Raw genomic sequence first — 16,774 nt, 5'->3', positions numbered from 1 at the left:
CTGCATCAATCCACGCCTGTGAGCGTGCCATTGGAGTCTTGGAAGGTGCTGGTTTCGACACCCATCTTCTGGATGGTCGATAGCAGGAGATTGGTGAGGGGAGGGCTTTTCGCCGAGTCGTGGGCGAGGTGCTGGCCGTGCTTGTAGCCCTGGGCTTTGCCACCGGCGATGAGCAGCGGGAGGTTGGTGCCAAGGTGTCCGCCTCGTTCACCGTTGTTCATGCCGGAGCCGTACACAACGGTGGTGTGATCCAGCAGGCTCTGGTTCTCCTCCTGCGCGCTCTTGAGTTTCGTGAGAAAGCGATCGAGGCACGCGAGGTGGAATCGATCGATGTTGGCGAGCTTCGCGAGCATGCCCGCATCGCCGCCATGGTGGGAAAGCTCGTGGTGGCTCTCACCGGAGCCGCCGAAGCCGTGGGACTCCGTGGACCACTCGAAGGTGATCACCCGCGTGGTGTCTGTGGCAAAGGCCAGATAGCTGATGTCCAGCATGGTCTCCAGCCACGCGGCACGATCCCGGCCTGTGGTCGGCTGGCTGGAGAGGCGCAGCCCGTCGGCAGAGACCTCCGGTTTCGGGACATCGATCCATTCCACCTGCCGCTGCAGCCGTAGCTCGGTCTGGCGGACGGAGGCAAGGTATTCATCGAGCTTCTGCTGATCACTGACACCGAGTTTGCCACGCAGGGATTTCGCCTCGCCGAGCACGTTGTCTAGAATGCTGCGCTTCTCCGCATAGAGTTGCAGGATCGCCTCGCGGGAGGAGGCGTCTTCAGGGACGAACAACCGCTCGAACAACCGCTGGGGGCTGTTCTCGGCCGGGAGGGGTGTGCCATTGCGATCAAACGCCAGCGTGTGGGTCTGCAAGGCGGCGCCGGTGCCGGATTCATCCGAGAGCTCCAGTGAGGGGAAACGAGTCTGCGCTCCGATCGCTTCCGCGATCACCTGATCCGCCGAGATGGTGTTAGAGTAGTCCTTGCCGGGCACGGCTTTCAGTCTCGCCCCAGTGAGCCAGGTGTCCGCGCCGCTGTGGCCCCCCTCGGCCCGGTGGTGGCTCAGCCCGCTGATCACGGAGAAGTCATCACGATGCTTTTCCAGCACCTTGAGCGTCGGTGAGAGCTGGTAACCATTGCCATTGTCCTTCGGGATCCAGTCGAAGATGTTCACACCATTCGGCACGTAGCAGTAGATGATGCGCGGCGCGCTCTTCGCGCCCTTGGTTTCAGGTTTCACCTTGGAGGCTGCATAGAGTGAGCGCGGTGCCATCGCTTCCAGGAGCGGCAGGGCGATGCTGACGCCGAGTCCTCGCAGGACGGTGCGGCGGGCAAGCGGGGTGTTGGAAAGGAAGTGCATGGCTTACTTGGAGGCGAAAGATTCGGAGGAGACAATGGCGTGGATCAACGAGCGCAGCGTGTAGTGGCCCGCTTTCATTTTCGCGACGCTGGCATCAATCATCGGCTGATCGGAAAAGCCGAGCTCGCGGCCGAGGGCGTAGGTGTGGAGCTTGGCGGAGAGCCCGCCGAGGAACTTGTCCTGCTGCTGCAGGAGCGCGTCCTGCAAACCGTGCACGCCGATGAACTTCGTACCGTCTGGCATGGTGGCAGAGGCGTCGATCTTTGGATCATTCGGCTGCTCGCGACCGTTCCAGCCGCTGGACTCGACTTCCCGCCACTCGCCCGCAGCATTGAAATTCTCCAGAGCGAAACCCAGCGGGTCAATCTTGTCATGGCAGCGTGCGCAGGCGGCCGCCTCGCGGTGGATGTTCAGCCGCTGGCGCACGGTCGCCTTGCCAATGCCGGGCACCTTGGAAGGCAGTTCGCCGGCATTGGCCACGGGCAGACCGGGATCGGTGTTGAGCATGGTTTTCAACACCCACACACCGCGGGAGATCGGCGAGGTGCGCGTGCCATTGGAAGTGATCGAGTGGATGGATGCCTGGGTGACAATGCCGCCGCGGTTCGAATCTGGGGACACCTTCACTTTCCGGAACTCATCCCCCTTCACACCGGGGATGCCATAGAACCTCGCAAGCCGCTCGTTGATGGTGACGAAGTCGCTCTTGATCAGGTTCCGTGAGTCCAGGTCGTTGCGTAAGATCTCCTCAAAAAACGCCTCACTCTCACGGACGATCGAGACTTCCAGGTGGCGGTCGTACTCCGGATAGATGCTTTTGACCGGCGGGTTCGATCCAACCTTGCGCAGGCCGAGCCACTGGCCGGTGAAGTTCTTCACCAGCGCCTCGCTCTTGGGATCTGCCAGCATGCGGTCGATCTGCTGCTTGACCACGTCCGGCTTCATCAGTTCACCACTGGAAGCGAGGCGGAATAGCGTGTCATCCGGCATGGACGACCACAAGAAATACGAAAGACGTGAGGCGAACTCGAAGGGCGTGAGCTTCTTCTCATCTCCTGCCCGCTCGGGTTCGATGAGATAGATGAAGTTCGGTGAGGTGAGCACGGAGGCTAGCGGTATCTTGATCGTTTCCTCGAACGATGGCTTCTTCGGCCGGTTCGCATCGAACATCGCCAGTCGGCTCTCGATCTCCTCCTTGGTCACCAGCCTGCGGAACGCACGGGGCATGAAGTTTTCGAGCACCTTCCGGGCACGTTCACGCTCATCTGTGATGGAGCTGTCTCCCACCAGCCGGGTGGTGCTTTCCGGCGGCCAGACAGTGTTGATCGGACCTTCCAGTTCGAACCAGCCAATGAGCAGGAGCGGGGCAGCGAACTCCGGTTTGATCTGCCAGTCGCGATCAAGCACGGAGGGGATGGAGTAAGCGTACTCGAACTGAATGTGGGACTTCTGTTTGGTGAAGTCCGCGGTCACCTCATACACCTGCGGCTCGGCTTCGGTGGCGTTGATGTCCATTTCCGCGATCACCTTCGGCACGCCGCCGATGTTCGTCACCACCTTCACACGGGGCGCACCGTAGTCATACATGCGGTGCGTCTCGAAGTGCTTCATATCGGCATCGTAGAGCCCCTGCTGATATTCGCGGCTGGAGCCCTTGGCGATGGCTTGATCACGGCGCTGGGCCAGGACCAGCTTTGCCCCTTCGATCACCTGGGCGCGGGTGGGGATGCGGCCCGCAGCGCGGAATCGGATCGTGTATTTGCCAGGATTGGCGAGCGCGAGATTGCGGGCATAGACCACGCGGTCCCATCCGGCGTGGTGCATTACCGCGAAACCGTTCTCGGCGGGCAATGAGCCCTTGCCGAGAATGATGTCCTTGCCATCGCGCTTGATGCGCGCGCCGTCGCTCTTGTCCTTGTGCTCCTCCGGCTCGAAGTGCCATTTGATGATCGGCGGCTTCTCTCCTGTGGCGATCGCTCGATCCAGAATCCGGCGCGCGGTGCTGTAGTAAAGCTCCATGTGGAGCGGCGAAATCGTGAGCGCCTGGCCGATGTTGTCGAAGCCACCCGCCGGCGGATCCTGCGGGAAACTCTCCGCCGCATCGAAATCGATGCCGACGAGATCGCGGATCGTGTTGTTGTACTCCGCCCGATTGAGGCGGCGCATGACCGTGCCAGAGCTGCGTTTCGCGATCTCCGCACGGCCGAGTTCCGCGGTGAGCCAATCGGTGAATTTGCCCGCGCTTTCCGGTGTGGGCTGGTCCTCCTCCTCCGGCGGCATCTCGTGACTGTTCACGGTGTTCAGCACCTCCGCCCATTTCTTGGCCGTCCTCGGATCCGAGAAGTCATTGGGCAGCGTGTCGAGGCGGAGCTCGCCTTTCTGCTTCTTCGGCCCGTGGCAGCTGATGCAGTTCTGCTGGATGAAGGGCTGGGTGATGCCGGCAAATCCCTTCGCATCCGGTTGGTGGGCCGGAGCTGCTGCGAAAGCCTGTGCGCTGGCGAGAACGAGGGAGGTGACGGAGAATCTGGAGAACAGCATCGCTTTAATCAATTGTCACCAGCCCGCCGGTCCAGCACATCAAGTGACGTCCCGCCGGGGGGGCGGGACTCAAGGCCGCGGCAGGCGTAGGTGAGGCCCTTAGGGGGCCTTGGGCGGTGCGGGCACCAGGAGTTTCCCCTGGTAGGAGACCCGCCAGATGCAATCGCCCGCGTCATCGCTGACGAGGAGGGCACCGTCTTTGGCGACAGTCACGCCCACGGGGCGGCCCCAGACATCACCGTCTGCGGTGACGAATCCCGTGAGAAAGTCCACATATTCACCGGTGGCGGCTCCTTCCTTGGTGGGGATCTGAATCACCTTGTAACCGGTGCGGCGGGTGCGGTTCCATGAACCATGCTGTGCGGCAAAGGCGCTATTCCGGTACTGGGCAGGAAACTGGTCATCGTTGTAGAACGCCAGATCGAGCGAGGCAGAGTGCGACTGGAGCATCACGTCAGGCGTGATGACTTTGGCTTTGAGTTCGGGATGTTTACCGGGATGCCGGGGATCTTGAATCCCGCCCATGTAGTACCAGGGCCAGCCATAGAATCCGCCCTCCTTCACGCGGGTGACGTAGTCTGGCACGAGATGGTCACCAATCTCATCGCGCTCATTCACCGAGGTCCAAAGCTCGCCTGTGGCGGGATGGATGGCCAGGCCCACGGGATTGCGAATGCCGGTGGCGTACACCTTCATGTCACTGCCATCCGGCTTCATCACAAAGATGCGTGCGCGGTTGTTCTCCACCTCATCGTCACTCGCATTGGATTTGGAGCCGATCGAAGCATAGAGCTTGCTGCCGTCTTTGGAAAACACGATGTCACGCGTCCAGTGACCTCCACCGGTGAGCTGGCCACCGCCAGAGAGGGATGCGATCTGCTCAGGCTTTGATTGGGCTTTCATGAGATCCTTGGTATAAGGGAATCTCACTACGGAGTCCGTGTTGGCCACATAGACGTGGGTCGGCTTGTTGCCGGGCGGGTAGAAGGCGATGCCAAAGGGTTGCTTGAGATCCGTGGAAAAGACCTCCGAGGCATCGGCCTTGCCGTCGCCATCGTTGTCGCGCAGGACAGTGATGCGATCCGATTTGCTTTCTGCCACGAAGATGTCGCCGTTGGGAGCGGTCACTATCACCCGCGGCTTCTTCAGATCGGCGGCAAAGAGATCTACCTTGAAACCTTCGGGCACCTTAGGCCAGGCATCATCAGGGCGCTTGACGATCTTTGGTTGGTTCCGGACAGATTCCTTCTCATTCGGAGGAGGCAGATCCTTCAGGGTGAGCTTGCGCCGGACTCCTGGCGCATCAGTCGTCCAGTCTCCCATGGCAGACTCGCCCGTGAGGAGGTCGAAGTTCTTCACCTTTGCCTCCTGGCTGATGGCAGGGTGGGTGAGGAAAGGGAGGAGGAGCACCGCTGCGGTGCTTGCGCTCAATAGCCGGGATGGGGAGGGGCGTCTCATGGGAACAGAGAGGGGTTCCCAAGAGATCGTGAGGCCGTTCCAACCCGGCTGTAACAGGCTCCCGGGCTTAGGAGGAGGAGGGGCTTGCCTCCAGCCAGAGCAGGCTGGGCCGTTCACCTACCTTGAGCGCACCGGAAGCTTCGGGCGCAGCGGTGGCGGTGGGCTCGTCCTTGGCCAGTGGCATGCGTTCCTGGCGGAGCACTTTTTTGCCGGCCAGATCCAGAGGCAGAGGGTGGGCTTCTTTCGTAGGATGCCAGGCGGCCCAGATGATGGGCTCGCCCGCCTTCTCCGGTGTGAACTCGAACACATAACCGTCGTCGAGCGACTTCTTGACCGCCTTGGTGAAACGGTAGTTCTCCAGCGAGCGGAGCATCCACGCCACCGCATGGTAGGCGGGCTTGGGCTGGTAGTGCCGGGTCAGGCCGGAGGCGGCGTGCAGCTTGGCTTCATCCTCGTCGTTGAAGAAGTAAACGAAGGCCTTGTCCACACCCATCTCGGCAAAGAGGAAGAAAGAACGCACGAGCCAGCGGGCTTGTTCTTCGTCGGTGCTGTCCTGCCATTTGGCCCACTCGCCCTTCGGGTCTGGGGTCTTGCTGCTGGCGTCCCAGCCGAACTCTGTCACCCACACGGGCTTGCCCGCGGCGTGAGCATTGCGCCAGTCGATCAGATCCTGGATGGCGCTGAGGTAAGGCACCTTGGGGTTTTCCGGGTAGGTGCGACGCCAGACTGGCCACTGCTCCGCAATGGCATAGCGATGGATCTGCAGCACATCGTAGTGGCTGCCGAGATTCCGGAAGAGCTCAGCTCCCTTCCAGTAGCGGTCGCTCTTGCCTCCCTCGACATTGCAGGTGGCGATCTTCATCTTGGGATTGCCCTCCCGGATGCCCTTGGTCATGGCCTCGAAGAGCGTGATGTAGGTGGCGTCGTCGTACAGCCCGGGTTCATTGCCAATCTCCACCGTCTCCACATAGGGCCACTTTCCGCCGGGGCCGAAGTTTTGGGCAAAGCTGCGCGCGTAGGCCTCGGCGTCCTTGGCGAGGTCCTTCCATGCCGTGACCTTCATGTTGTCGAAGATGAGGCACACGTTGATCTTGAGGCCTGCCGCATGCCAGGATCCGTACACCTTCTCCCAGGAGACGCGGTTTTTGGCAAAGGGCCATTCTGGCAGGGTGCTGGTGTCATCCTTCAGGTCCCACTCCACGGGGTGGTAGTCCCGCACCACCCGGCAGACGGGTTGGTAGAGGTCGGGCTTGAAGTTCACTGTGTGGCCATTCAGCCCGACAAACTCCCGGAAGAGCGGGGCGGGCTCAGCGGCGGGGAAAACGGAGGGAAGGGCCAAGACGGCCAGAGCAGCCAGCAGGGTGACGGATGGGCGGGGGGACCGAGGGAGGAAGAGCTTCATGCGATGTGGGTGAGGAAGAAGCGTAGCGGCTCATCAGGCATATGGCGATGATGTGGGCACACCCGCTGCTACGCTTCGAATAGAGGTTTTTTCGCAGTCGCCTCCGCAACATTCGTCCTTCAGGGCGCGTAGTTTCTCAGTCCATGCCGAGTTTCATCATCCCCCGTGAACCGCTTTCCCGCCGCCAGGTGCTCCGTGGCCTGGGGGCCACCATTGCGCTGCCGTTTCTAAACGCGATGGTTCCCTCTGCCCGGGCTGCCGCCGCCGTGGCTGGGAAGCCGCCGGTGCGCATGGCGTATATTTTCATGCCCAACGGCGTTCGCCAGGATCGCTGGACGCCGGAAGGCGAAGGGGCGGACTTCAAACTTTCACCCATCCTCCAGCCGATTGATCGCCATCGGGGCGATATCAACATCCTCACGCACCTCGGCCACGAGAATTGCGAGGGTGGAGACGGCCACTATGCGAAGACGGCCAACTGGCTGACCGGCACGAAGATCGCCAAGACCACGGGCAAGGATCTGCACTGCGGCGTGAGCGTGGACCAGGCCTTTGCCCAGCAGTTCGGCCATGAGACGCGTTTTTCCTCCCTGGAACTGGGAACAGAGCCCATCTATACGGGGGTGGATTTCAATGTGAACTACACCATGCTGTATGGTTCACACATCGCCTGGCGTACGCCAACCTCGCCGCTGCCGCCGGAGATCAACCCCCGCTTCGTCTTTGACCGCCTCTTCCGTGAGAACGCCCAGCAGCGGCGTGCCTCGGCGCTGGAGAACAAGAGTGTGCTGGATCTGGTGCTCTCGGACGCCAAGGCGTTGCGCTCCAAGGTTGGAACGGAAGATCAGCAGAAGCTCGACCAGTATCTGGAAAGCATCCGCTCTGTGGAGCAACGCATCGAGGCGGATATTGCCCGGGTGGCCACCGGTGAGAATCTCGATCCCGGATTGCAGGGCGAGATCAAGAATCTGGACGAGCGCATCAGCAAGATCATGGCCGGGAACAATGCCGACCCCGGCGGTCGTCTGCGTCTGGATCACACGGAGCATTCACGCCTGATGATGGATCTCATCACCCTGGCCTTCTGGAGCGACAGCACCCGGGCCAGCACCTTCATGTTTGGCTGGGCGGTGAGCGGCAAGAACTTCTCCTTCCTGCCCGGCGTGACCCAGAGCCACCACGAGCTGTCCCACCATGAGAACCGCCAGGAGAAGCTCGACCAATACGAAAAGATCAACACCTGGCATGTGGACCAGTTTGCCTACATGCTGGATCGCATGAAGTCCATCAAGGAGGGCGAGGGGACGCTGCTGGACAACAGCATGGTGCTCTTTGGTTCCAGCCTGCGAGATGGCAACTCCCACAACCCCAACAACCTGCCGCTCATCCTGGCGGGCAAGGGCGGTGGGAAGCTGGCGACGGGACGCCACTTGATGAATCCAAAGGACACTCCGATGTGCAACCTCTTCCTCAGCATGCTACAGACTGCCGGCGTGAAGACTGACCGGTTCGGCGACAGCAAGGAGCCGCTCAAGGGGTTGGCGTAGCCCGCTGCGCGGGAGACACAAGACTTGAGGTTGGGATCGGTTTTTTGAAGGTCGGTTCGAGGAAAGTGGAGATTGTTGCGAGAGGGGGCTGCGGGGGCGGGATGTTGCGGAGGAGGTCAAGGAGCGGCGATTTGTGCCTTGAGCACAATCGCCGAGGCGGAGCGGAGCGGGGGGCGGCCAGTTTCCCGTGGCTGTATGCGGTGTGGTTGCTGTTTGCTGGATTGGGGATCGCCTTCCTCCGGCCGCGTCCGGCGGTTGTGCAAGCATAAACCGCGGCTCCTTGGGGAGGTGCAGACTGCGGATGGAGGGGGCGTCTCTGGCATCCCTTCAGGATGCAGGTCTTTTTCTGCCTGTTCCAGGGGGCGGGCGAGTACAACGAGCCCGACCCCTGGCTCCTACCTTCTGGGATGCCTTCGGCATAGTGCCGAGTGAGGAGAAAGGGATAGAAATGGATTTGGGTGTCATGTGCGGAAACTGCCGTGTCGTTGGGGCGTGCAGGGGGCACCACATCTTGCTGCCACCCCTCCGGGGTGAGTTAGAATTCTTGCTGTCCGGGGGTGTCGCTACGCTCAACCCCCGGCTAAGGGCTGGGATGCCTCCGGCATCGAACTTCCCAGGGGCACAGCTTCGATTGCAATCGGTTGTTGGGACTTGTAGGGCAAGCGCTCCGCTTGCCCCGGGTGGCTCCTGATTGAAGCTGCCGGAGCGGTCGCCTTACACCGTGGGAATTAATGAAACTACAATGCCGAAGGCATGAAAGACGGTAGCCAGGGGTCGGGCGAGTTTTGCGAGCCCATGCCCCTGGATAGGAGAAAAGAAGCTCGCATCCTGAAGGGATGCCAGAATGGTTGCCTGAGCGGAATAGTTCGAGGAGCCCAATGACTCCGCTACGCCAACAAAAATCCCAGGCGGGACATGGCCAGCCTGGGATGAATTGGGAAGGAGATGCTCCTGTCGGGCAGCTCTTAGTGCTCGTGGCGGATGTCCTTGGCGACACCGGCGTACACGGCGTCTTCGCCGATGTTCACGGAATGGTCGCCAGCGCGTTCAAGGAATCGGGCGATGAACACGAGGTCGATGTAATCCTTGAGACGGGAGGTGTCTTCCTCCATGCGCTTGGTGAGGCGGATGATGAACTCATTTTGCTGGTGGTCCAGCTCCTTGTCGCGGGCCTTGAGGCTGGTGGCCAGAGGCACGTCTTCCACGCTGAATGCCTGAACGGAATCCTTCAGAAGGGCCATGGCCTGGGCATGGATCGGCTCGATCATGCGGGTCTCCGGCAGATCCAGACTCTGGAGGATACGCTTGGCACGACGGGCAATGTTCACCGCCTGGTCGCTGATGCGTTCCAAGTTGCTGGAGGCCTTCATGGTGCTGACCACGCGACGGAGATCCTGCGCAAGGGGGGTGAAGCGGGTCAGGATGGAGATGCCAGTGGCATCGATTTTTTTCTCGTACTGATCCACCTGCTCATCTTCGGCGATGACCTGATTGCAGAGGTCAGTGTCCCGTTCAATCAAGCCACGCACAGCATCATTCAGGTTCTGCGTGGTGACGCTGGCCATATGAAACAGATCCTGGCGCAGTTGATCGAGGGCCTGGTCAAAGCTGGAGAGGATATGGCGGTCGTTCATGATGACGGAAGACGTACTGAGATGGAATGGTGGAATTTGTGCACCACCCAACATCACAGGGAGGCTGCAAGCTAATGCTGACATGTGAAGTTTGCGTCACATTACCCGGTTCTAAAGGGCAAAATGCGATAGAAACTTCCTCGGACCCTGAATCATAGCCTCACCCCGGCCACGCGCAACAACCACATGGTGAGGAGGTAGAGCAGAAACGTGCCGAGGAGGCAGAGTCCCAGTCCCGGCCAGAAGCCCCAGCCGCGTCGCAGCAGGTAGGGCAGTACCAGAAACATAGGCAAGGTGGGAAGGACAAACCAAAAAGTGCCGAAAGCGTGGTTCGCGATCAGCTCAGGGTCCTTCTTTTCTGCATAAAGCCAAATGAAGGCAAGCAGGGAGGTGAGGGGCAGGGAGTGGATGATGGAGGCGGCGAAATTATTGCGTTTGGCAACTTCTGTAACGGCGACGATTATCGCTGCGCTGAGAAGAAACTTCAGGATCTGGAAGCCGGTCATGATGAGGAAGAGTTTTTAGTTTTCAGGGCTGGGTGCGGTAGGGAAATTTGCCGCTCTCCAAAAAAACACCCTCCATGCAAAGAGCAGGGAGGGTGCCGTGGATCAGAAGAGAGCGGGGATGCCGGGATTACTTTTTCTTCGATTTTGCTTCGCCTTCAGCTGGGCACTTGCAAAGCCATTCGGGTGAGTTGCACTCGGAGCAATTCTCCGCGTTGTAGTGGAGGCGGGCGGTCACGGGCTTGGACTTGGCGCTGGGTTTGAACTGGAAGATGACCCAGTAGGCTTCGCCTTTCTGCATGGGCACCACGAATTTGCCATCGGCCTTGGTAACTTCCACCTTGGTTGGCTTGTCGCGATCACCTGCCGTGACGGTGAGCACCTGGTCCCCTAGAGCGACTGGCTTCATGTCCTTGTCGAGCAGGGCGATGTGGAACTTGCCGTCCTTGGCAGTGACTTCGCCGTGCATGGTTTCATCCTTGCTGAATTCAAGGATGCGGCCGCCGTTGGGGCCCAGTTCAACGCCGCCATGGGCGAAGAGGGAGTTGGCAGCAAGCAGCACAGCGGCGAAGACGGAGGTGATTTTCAATTGAGTTTTCATGTTCGTTCTGGTTTGGCTCAGGGTTGTGAGAGGGTTGGTCGGAGTTTGGTTTGAATCGATTCGATTCGGTTTTTGTGGGTTTGTCTTTTGACTGTCGGAGATCCCCTGGAATTCAGGAGAAAGGGTCTAAAATTAAAAGGGATCAATGGGCGGCGGGCGCCTCCAACCGGATGGCCTGCTCGGCAGCCTTGCGGCCGAAGAGGGAGAAGGCGGCGGGCGTGACGAGCAAGTCGAGCAGCGTGGAGCTGACCAGGCCGCCCACGATGACCACGGCCACAGGATGGAGGATTTCCTTGCCCGGCTCGCCAGCAGCCAGCACCAGGGGGATAAGGGCGATGCCCGCGCTGAGGGCGGTCATGAGCACGGGAACGAGACGCTCCAGCGTGCCTCGGATGATCATCTCCCGGGTGAACCCCTCGCCCTCGTGTTTCATGAGGTGGAGGTAGTGGGAGATCATCATGATGCCGTTGCGGGCGGCGACGCCCCCCACAGCGATGAAGCCCACCAGCGTGGCGATGGAGATGTTGTTCACCACCTGCCACGTGAGCACCAGACCGCCCATGAGGGCGAGCGGGATGTTCACCAGCACCTGGAGCGCCAGGGAGGCGCTCTTGAAATAGCCAAAGAGCAGGACGCTCACCACAGCCAGCACGAGCATGAACAGCAATGTGATGCGCTGCGCCGCCTCCTGCTGGGCCTGGAACTCCCCTTCAAAGCTCACGAAGTAGCCGGTGGGAAGCTGCACCTTCTCCCGCACTTCTTTTTGCAACCGGGTCACGAGGGACTCCAGATCGCGCTCACTGGTGTTGGCTCCTATAACGATGCGGCGTTGCGTGTTCTCGCGGTTGATGACGTTGGGACCTTTGGAATCCCTGACATCGGCGACGAGGTGCAGGGGGATGCGGCGTCCGCTGCTGGTCTCAATGGGCAGATCCCGGATTTTTTCCGGGGAATCCCGCCACGACTCCGGCAGCCTCAGCACGAGGTCCATCGTGCGCTGGCCTTCCCGCAACTCGGTCACGGTGGTACCCCCCACCAGCGCGGAAAGCTGGGCGTTGAGTTCCCCCGGTTGCATCCCATAGGCGTGGGCTCGTTCGCGGTTCACTTCGATCTTGAGCTGGGGGATTGGCACCTGGGCCTCCAGATTCACATCGGTAAGCCCGGGAATGCCACGGGCCAGGGCCTCCACCTGCTTGCCGTACTCGCGCAGTTTCTGCAGATCGGGGCCGTAGATTTTCACCGCGATTTTGGCGCTGACACCGCTCAACATATGGGAGAGACGGTGGCCGATGGGCTGCCCCACATTCACAAAGGTGCCGGGGATGGTGCCCAGTTTCTCGCGGATTTCCTTGAAGACCTCGTTGCGATGACGCCCGTCTTTGTTGAACTCGACATCGAACTCGTTGACGGAAACCGGCACGACGTGGTCGTCTCGTTCTGCCCGTCCTGCGCGACGCCCCACGCTCTTCACCTCGGGTATGCTTTTGAGAATGCGCACGCCCACTTCACCAATCTCGTTGGACTGGCGAAGGCCGGTGCCGGGTGGTCCAGCCAGGGAGATGGTGGCGCTGCCTTCATTGAAGGTCGGCAGGAACTCCTTGCCCATGCTGGGGTAGAGCATGAAGGAGCCCATGAGGAGCACGGCGGTGACACCTAGAGCCAGAAGCGGATTGCCCAGGGCCACCTTCAGCAGGGTGCGTTTCACCGTCTCCTTCAACAGCCTCACCAGCCAGCCATCATGGGAGCCGTGGGCTTCCTTGACTGGCTTGGGATTGAGCACCAGAGAGCAGAGCACCGGGATGACGGTCAGCGAGACCACGAAGGACGCGATCATGCTGGTGATGGTCGCGATGGCGATAGGAGTGAAGAGGCGTCCCTCCAGTCCTTCGAGTCCCATGAGGGGCAGGAAGACCAGCACGATGAGCACGGTGGCGTAGAGGATGGAGTTTCGCACCTCACCCGAGGCGGTGGCGATGACCTCCAGCTTGGGTTTGGGGGCGGATGAGGAGGCGTTTTCCTGGAGACGACGCCAGACGTTTTCCACATCCACAATGGCGTCATCCACCACCATGCCGATGGCCACGGCCAGGCCGCCGAGGGTCATCGAGTTCACGCTGACTCCCTGCCACTGGAACACGAGCAGCGTGATGCCAAAGGAGAGGGGCATGGCTGCAAGGGTGATGAGCGTGGTGCGGACGCTCAACAGGAACAGCAGCAAGACCACGGCGACCATAACCGCTCCCTCCAGGATGGCTTGCTTGAGGTTGTCCACCGCACTCTGGATGAAGTCTCCCTGGCGGAAGAGAATCTCCAGCTCGACATCCTCGGGGAGGGAGGGTTTCAGGTCCTTTAATGCCTTTTCAATGCTGGCGCTCAGTTTGAGCGTGTCAAAGCCGGGTGCTTTGTCGATGCTGAGAATGACGCCCATGGTGCCATCGATGCTGGCATTGCCACGCATGAGCTGGGGGCCGTACTGGAGCGTGGCGACATCCCGGATGAGCACGGGGCGATGGTCGAGTTGCTTGACCACCGTCTGCCCGAGTTCGTCTAGGTCTGTGGTCATGCCCAGGTTGCGCACCATGATTTCCCGCGTGTCGGTGGTCAGGTACCCGCTGGTGGAATTATCAGCAGCACGGGTGGCTGCCTGTTGTAATTCATCGAACCTGATGCCGTAAGCGGCCAGCTTTTGCGGGTCTGGCAGGATCTGGGCCTGCTTCACCCCACCGCCGATGGCCAGTACCTCCGCCACGCCATTGATGCTTTGCAACCTCCTGCGGACCGTCCAATCCGCGAGCGTGCGAAGATCCATGGGGGCCGTCTTGTTGTCCTTGCTGTGGATGCCCACCAGCAGGATCTCACCCATGAGGGAGGACACCGGCGTCATCCCCGGTTGCGTGCCTTCGGGCAGGGTGTTGAGCACGGCCTGCAGCCGCTCCTGCACCAGTTGACGCGCGCGATAAATGTCTGTGCCCCACTTGAACTCCGCAAAGACAAGGGAGAGGCTGACGTCTGAGCTGGAGCGCAACCGGTCGAGGCCGCCCACACCTTGAAGTGCGGATTCAATGGGTTGGGTGACGAGGGTTTCCACCTCCTCTGGAGCAAGTCCCGGAGATTCCGTGAGGATGGTCACGGTTGGTTTGGTCATGTCTGGCAAGACTTCCACCGGCAGGTTCTTCAAGACCTGCCATCCAGACACCAGAATTAACAGCGCCGCCGCCAGGATGATGGGGCGGTGTCGCAGCGAGAAGCGAATAAGATGGTTCAGCATGGCCGGGGCTTACAGGCTGCGTTTGCGGAAGATGAAACTTAGCGCGAGCATGCAAAAGAGCAGCGCACTGGTCCCGGCGAAGAAGGTGGTCAGGCGGGTCCATCCGCCTTTGCCACCATCATCATGGTCATGATCGTGGCCGCCTTTGCCGCCTGCCGCAATCTGCTCCTTGGTCATCTCCGTGCCGTCCTCATTGTGAGGGTGCCCGTGGGCGGCATCGAGCGCTTCACGCAGTGAAACGCTGCCAGCTCCAGCGAAGCTCAGGGCATAGGCTCCCTTGGTCACCACCTGGTCACCTGGCAGCAGACCGCTCAGAATCTCCACGCGATCATCGTTTTGGGCACCGATCTGCACCGGTGTCTTCACAAAAGCGTGCTCCAGTTCATAGTCTGCGATGAAGACATACCGCTCCCCGGCGTCGCCCTGCAGGGCCGAGCGGGGGATGGAGAGAACGGCATCTCGCTTGCTGGTGACGATGCTGAACTCCGCCCGCATGCCGGGGCGCAGCAGCTTGTCGGGATTGGGCACGTGAAACGCGGCTTCCACGGTGCCTGCGGTCTCATCCGCATAGGCACCAAGGTGGTTGAGCTGGGCCTCGAACACTTTGTCCGGGTAGGCGGCGATGCGGATGCGGGCGTGTTGCTCCTTGGCGAGCCTGCCTGCCAGATGCTCCGGCACCCGGGCGGCCGCCTCCACTTGGGTGACGTCCACGATCTCGATGAGCGACTGGTCCGGACTGATGGGCTGGCCTTGGGCGATGGCCACCTTGGCAATGGTGCCCGCGATGGGGGCCTCCAGACGCACGGTGGGCGGGGGATCTCCGGGTTGGCGGCTCTCCACCCACATCAGCTCCTCGCCCTCGTCCACTTCCTGGTCTGGCAGCGCCAGCACAGAGAAGGCACGTCCGGGGATGCGGCTGCTCACCACGGCTTTCTTGCCCGGCAGCACCTCAATGCCGCCCAGGGCGAAGATCGTTTCCTCGAATTCTGTTTCCTCGGTCTCCGCCAGTTCAAGGCCCAGGTTTTTGATCCGGGTCTCGTCCAGAATGATGGTGCTGTCCTTGCGGTTGCCGCCGCCTTCTGCGGCGTGGGCAGGATAGTCGTGCAGCAGCACCAGACAGGCCGTGAGCAGTAGCAGCCTCATGCCGCGCCAGGCGGCGGTAAAAGTAGATGGTGTCATGTAACGAAAGAAATGGAGTGGGGAACGAGGAAATTATTTTCCGCTGTGGTTGCGAAGGGCGGGCTGGGTGGCGGTGGCGGCCTCATGCCGCGCCCGGGCCAGGTGGTAGCTTTGCAGGGCATCAAGGGCGACCGTTTCCGCATGCAGCTTCTGTTCTCTGGATCGCAGGAGCGCCATGGCGTCTGCCTCACCGACACTGTAGGCCTTCTCGATGGTCTGGGAGTGTCGCTCGATGGTGGGCAGGAGCTTGGTCCTGGTCTCTTTGTAGAGACGGGCGCTGGCTGCCATCTCGGCGCGGGCGGCGGCGGCCTCACTCTGGATGCGGGACTCGAGTGCCTTGGTTTCGAGGATGGCGCGCTGCTGGGCGGCCTTCTTCTCGGCGATCAATCCTTTCTGCTTGTTCCAGAGGGGGAGGGGCAGGCTGATGCGGAAGCCGACGAAGCTGTCGCCGCGGATGCCTTCGGGAGCGTCCTCGCTCTTCTCATGCTCGACGGTCAGACCTACGCCGATGTCTTCCCAGCGGGATGACTTGGCGAGTTCCACCTCGCTCTGGGCGACGGATTGGGCGATCCGGGAGGAGTCCAGATCGGGACGACCCTGCACGTCGATGCCTTTCGCGGTACCCGTGATGGCGGGGAGGGAGCCGGTGAGCGTCAGGCCATCGGGCGCACTCACGCCCAGCAGGGGCTTGAGTTCATTCAAGAGGACCGCTTTTTGTCCGGTGATCTGCTGGAGTTCCAGCAGCCGGTTCTGGTTGTCGATGGCCAGCTGGGCGGCGTCGCTCGCTGCGACTTCACCCGCTTGAGTACGCTTCTCCACCACCTCCACCAGAGCGTTGGAGAGCTTCAGTTGCGCTTCCACCAGGGCCGTCTTTTGGTTGGCCACCAGAAGTTTGATGGCCGCGGCGTTGACCTCAGCGATGAGTTTGCGCTCTTCATTTCGCACCTCTGCCTCAGCTTGCGCCAGTTGCTGGCGGCTCAGGGTCTTCTCCTGACTGAGGCGGGCGGTGAGGGGGAATTTCTGATTGAAGGCGACCCCGACGTTTCGCTCGGAGCTCCGCGGGTTCTTGTTGTAGTCAAACTCCAGTTCGGGATTGGAGAGCCGGCCTGCCTGGTGAAGGCGTCCCTGGGCCTCGACGATGCGCATCCGCGCGGCTGCCAAATCAGGATTGTGTTTGAGCGCGTAGGAGGGGGCGCTGTTGATCGAGAGCTGGACATCGGCCTTCAACGAGGCGGCGGACAGCAAAAGGGTGGAAAAAAGCAGAGGAGTAAGAAAGGAACGTGGTTGCATGACGG

The 16,774-nt window shown here is 61.0% G+C and carries 11 protein-coding genes; 1 reads left to right on the top strand and 10 read right to left on the bottom strand.

Features of this window, described 5'->3' with window-relative positions; genetic code table 11:
• Window positions 1-5 precede the first annotated feature (5 nt).
• The 4 genes from VSP_RS21735 to VSP_RS21720 form a co-directional block, all read right to left on the bottom strand.
• Window positions 6-1,349 (bottom strand): DUF1552 domain-containing protein, encoded by a 1,344-nt coding sequence (locus tag VSP_RS21735; protein ID WP_009963336.1) that lies wholly within the window; start codon window positions 1,347-1,349, stop codon window positions 6-8.
• 3 nt (window positions 1,350-1,352) lie between these two features.
• A complete protein-coding gene (locus tag VSP_RS21730) occupies window positions 1,353-3,887 on the bottom strand; it encodes a DUF1592 domain-containing protein (protein WP_009963335.1) in 2,535 nt (844 codons plus the stop codon).
• 99 nt (window positions 3,888-3,986) lie between these two features.
• Window positions 3,987-5,345 carry a PQQ-dependent sugar dehydrogenase gene (locus VSP_RS36640; RefSeq protein WP_044133629.1) on the bottom strand — a complete coding sequence of 453 codons (1,359 nt, stop codon included), beginning with the start codon at window positions 5,343-5,345 and terminating at the stop codon, window positions 3,987-3,989.
• A 67-nt stretch (window positions 5,346-5,412) separates the two neighbouring features.
• Window positions 5,413-6,747 (bottom strand): glycoside hydrolase family 5 protein, encoded by a 1,335-nt coding sequence (locus VSP_RS21720; RefSeq protein WP_009963333.1) that lies wholly within the window; start codon window positions 6,745-6,747, stop codon window positions 5,413-5,415.
• Between the two features lie 143 nt (window positions 6,748-6,890).
• On the opposite strand from VSP_RS21720, the gene VSP_RS21715 reads away from it, so the two are divergent.
• Window positions 6,891-8,294: a DUF1552 domain-containing protein gene (locus VSP_RS21715; protein ID WP_009963331.1), complete on the top strand. Its 1,404-nt coding sequence runs from the start codon at window positions 6,891-6,893 to the stop codon at window positions 8,292-8,294.
• 965 nt (window positions 8,295-9,259) lie between these two features.
• On the opposite strand, the gene phoU is transcribed toward VSP_RS21715, so the two are convergent.
• The 6 genes from phoU to VSP_RS21685 all read right to left on the bottom strand — a co-directional run bounded on the left by phoU (window position 9,260) and on the right by VSP_RS21685 (window position 16,769).
• Window positions 9,260-9,928: a phosphate signaling complex protein PhoU gene (phoU, locus tag VSP_RS21710; protein ID WP_009963330.1), complete on the bottom strand. Its 669-nt coding sequence runs from the start codon at window positions 9,926-9,928 to the stop codon at window positions 9,260-9,262.
• 152 nt (window positions 9,929-10,080) lie between these two features.
• Entirely contained in the window at window positions 10,081-10,434 is a 354-nt protein-coding gene (locus VSP_RS21705; RefSeq protein WP_009963329.1) for a DUF3147 family protein, read from the bottom strand.
• A 127-nt stretch (window positions 10,435-10,561) separates the two neighbouring features.
• Window positions 10,562-11,032 (bottom strand): hypothetical protein, encoded by a 471-nt coding sequence (locus tag VSP_RS21700; protein WP_009963328.1) that lies wholly within the window; start codon window positions 11,030-11,032, stop codon window positions 10,562-10,564.
• 142 nt (window positions 11,033-11,174) lie between these two features.
• Window positions 11,175-14,300 carry an efflux RND transporter permease subunit gene (locus VSP_RS21695; protein WP_009963327.1) on the bottom strand — a complete coding sequence of 1,042 codons (3,126 nt, stop codon included), beginning with the start codon at window positions 14,298-14,300 and terminating at the stop codon, window positions 11,175-11,177.
• A 9-nt stretch (window positions 14,301-14,309) separates the two neighbouring features.
• Window positions 14,310-15,479, bottom strand: a complete 1,170-nt coding sequence (locus VSP_RS21690) for an efflux RND transporter periplasmic adaptor subunit (protein ID WP_081452649.1) — start codon at window positions 15,477-15,479, stop codon at window positions 14,310-14,312.
• Window positions 15,480-15,512: 33 nt separating this feature from the next.
• Window positions 15,513-16,769 carry a TolC family protein gene (locus VSP_RS21685; protein ID WP_009963324.1) on the bottom strand — a complete coding sequence of 419 codons (1,257 nt, stop codon included), beginning with the start codon at window positions 16,767-16,769 and terminating at the stop codon, window positions 15,513-15,515.
• Window positions 16,770-16,774: the final 5 nt, after the last annotated feature.

It is taken from the genome of Verrucomicrobium spinosum DSM 4136 = JCM 18804 (assembly GCF_000172155.1).
GTDB lineage: Bacteria > Verrucomicrobiota > Verrucomicrobiia > Verrucomicrobiales > Verrucomicrobiaceae > Verrucomicrobium > Verrucomicrobium spinosum.
The sequence above is the reverse complement of the archived record's forward strand: the minus strand, read 5'-3'. Positions and strand labels throughout refer to the sequence as shown.

Coding starts and splice junctions, on each gene's coding strand:
- VSP_RS21735 (WP_009963336.1), bottom strand. CDS start 1,349: ATGCACTTCCTTTCCAACACCCCGCTTGCCCGCCGCACCGTCCTGCGA.
- VSP_RS21730 (WP_009963335.1), bottom strand. CDS start 3,887: ATGCTGTTCTCCAGATTCTCCGTCACCTCCCTCGTTCTCGCCAGCGCA.
- VSP_RS36640 (WP_044133629.1), bottom strand. CDS start 5,345: ATGAGACGCCCCTCCCCATCCCGGCTATTGAGCGCAAGCACCGCAGCG.
- VSP_RS21720 (WP_009963333.1), bottom strand. CDS start 6,747: ATGAAGCTCTTCCTCCCTCGGTCCCCCCGCCCATCCGTCACCCTGCTG.
- VSP_RS21715 (WP_009963331.1), top strand. CDS start 6,891: ATGCCGAGTTTCATCATCCCCCGTGAACCGCTTTCCCGCCGCCAGGTG.
- phoU (WP_009963330.1), bottom strand. CDS start 9,928: ATGAACGACCGCCATATCCTCTCCAGCTTTGACCAGGCCCTCGATCAA.
- VSP_RS21705 (WP_009963329.1), bottom strand. CDS start 10,434: ATGACCGGCTTCCAGATCCTGAAGTTTCTTCTCAGCGCAGCGATAATC.
- VSP_RS21700 (WP_009963328.1), bottom strand. CDS start 11,032: ATGAAAACTCAATTGAAAATCACCTCCGTCTTCGCCGCTGTGCTGCTT.
- VSP_RS21695 (WP_009963327.1), bottom strand. CDS start 14,300: ATGCTGAACCATCTTATTCGCTTCTCGCTGCGACACCGCCCCATCATC.
- VSP_RS21690 (WP_081452649.1), bottom strand. CDS start 15,479: ATGACACCATCTACTTTTACCGCCGCCTGGCGCGGCATGAGGCTGCTA.
- VSP_RS21685 (WP_009963324.1), bottom strand. CDS start 16,769: ATGCAACCACGTTCCTTTCTTACTCCTCTGCTTTTTTCCACCCTTTTG.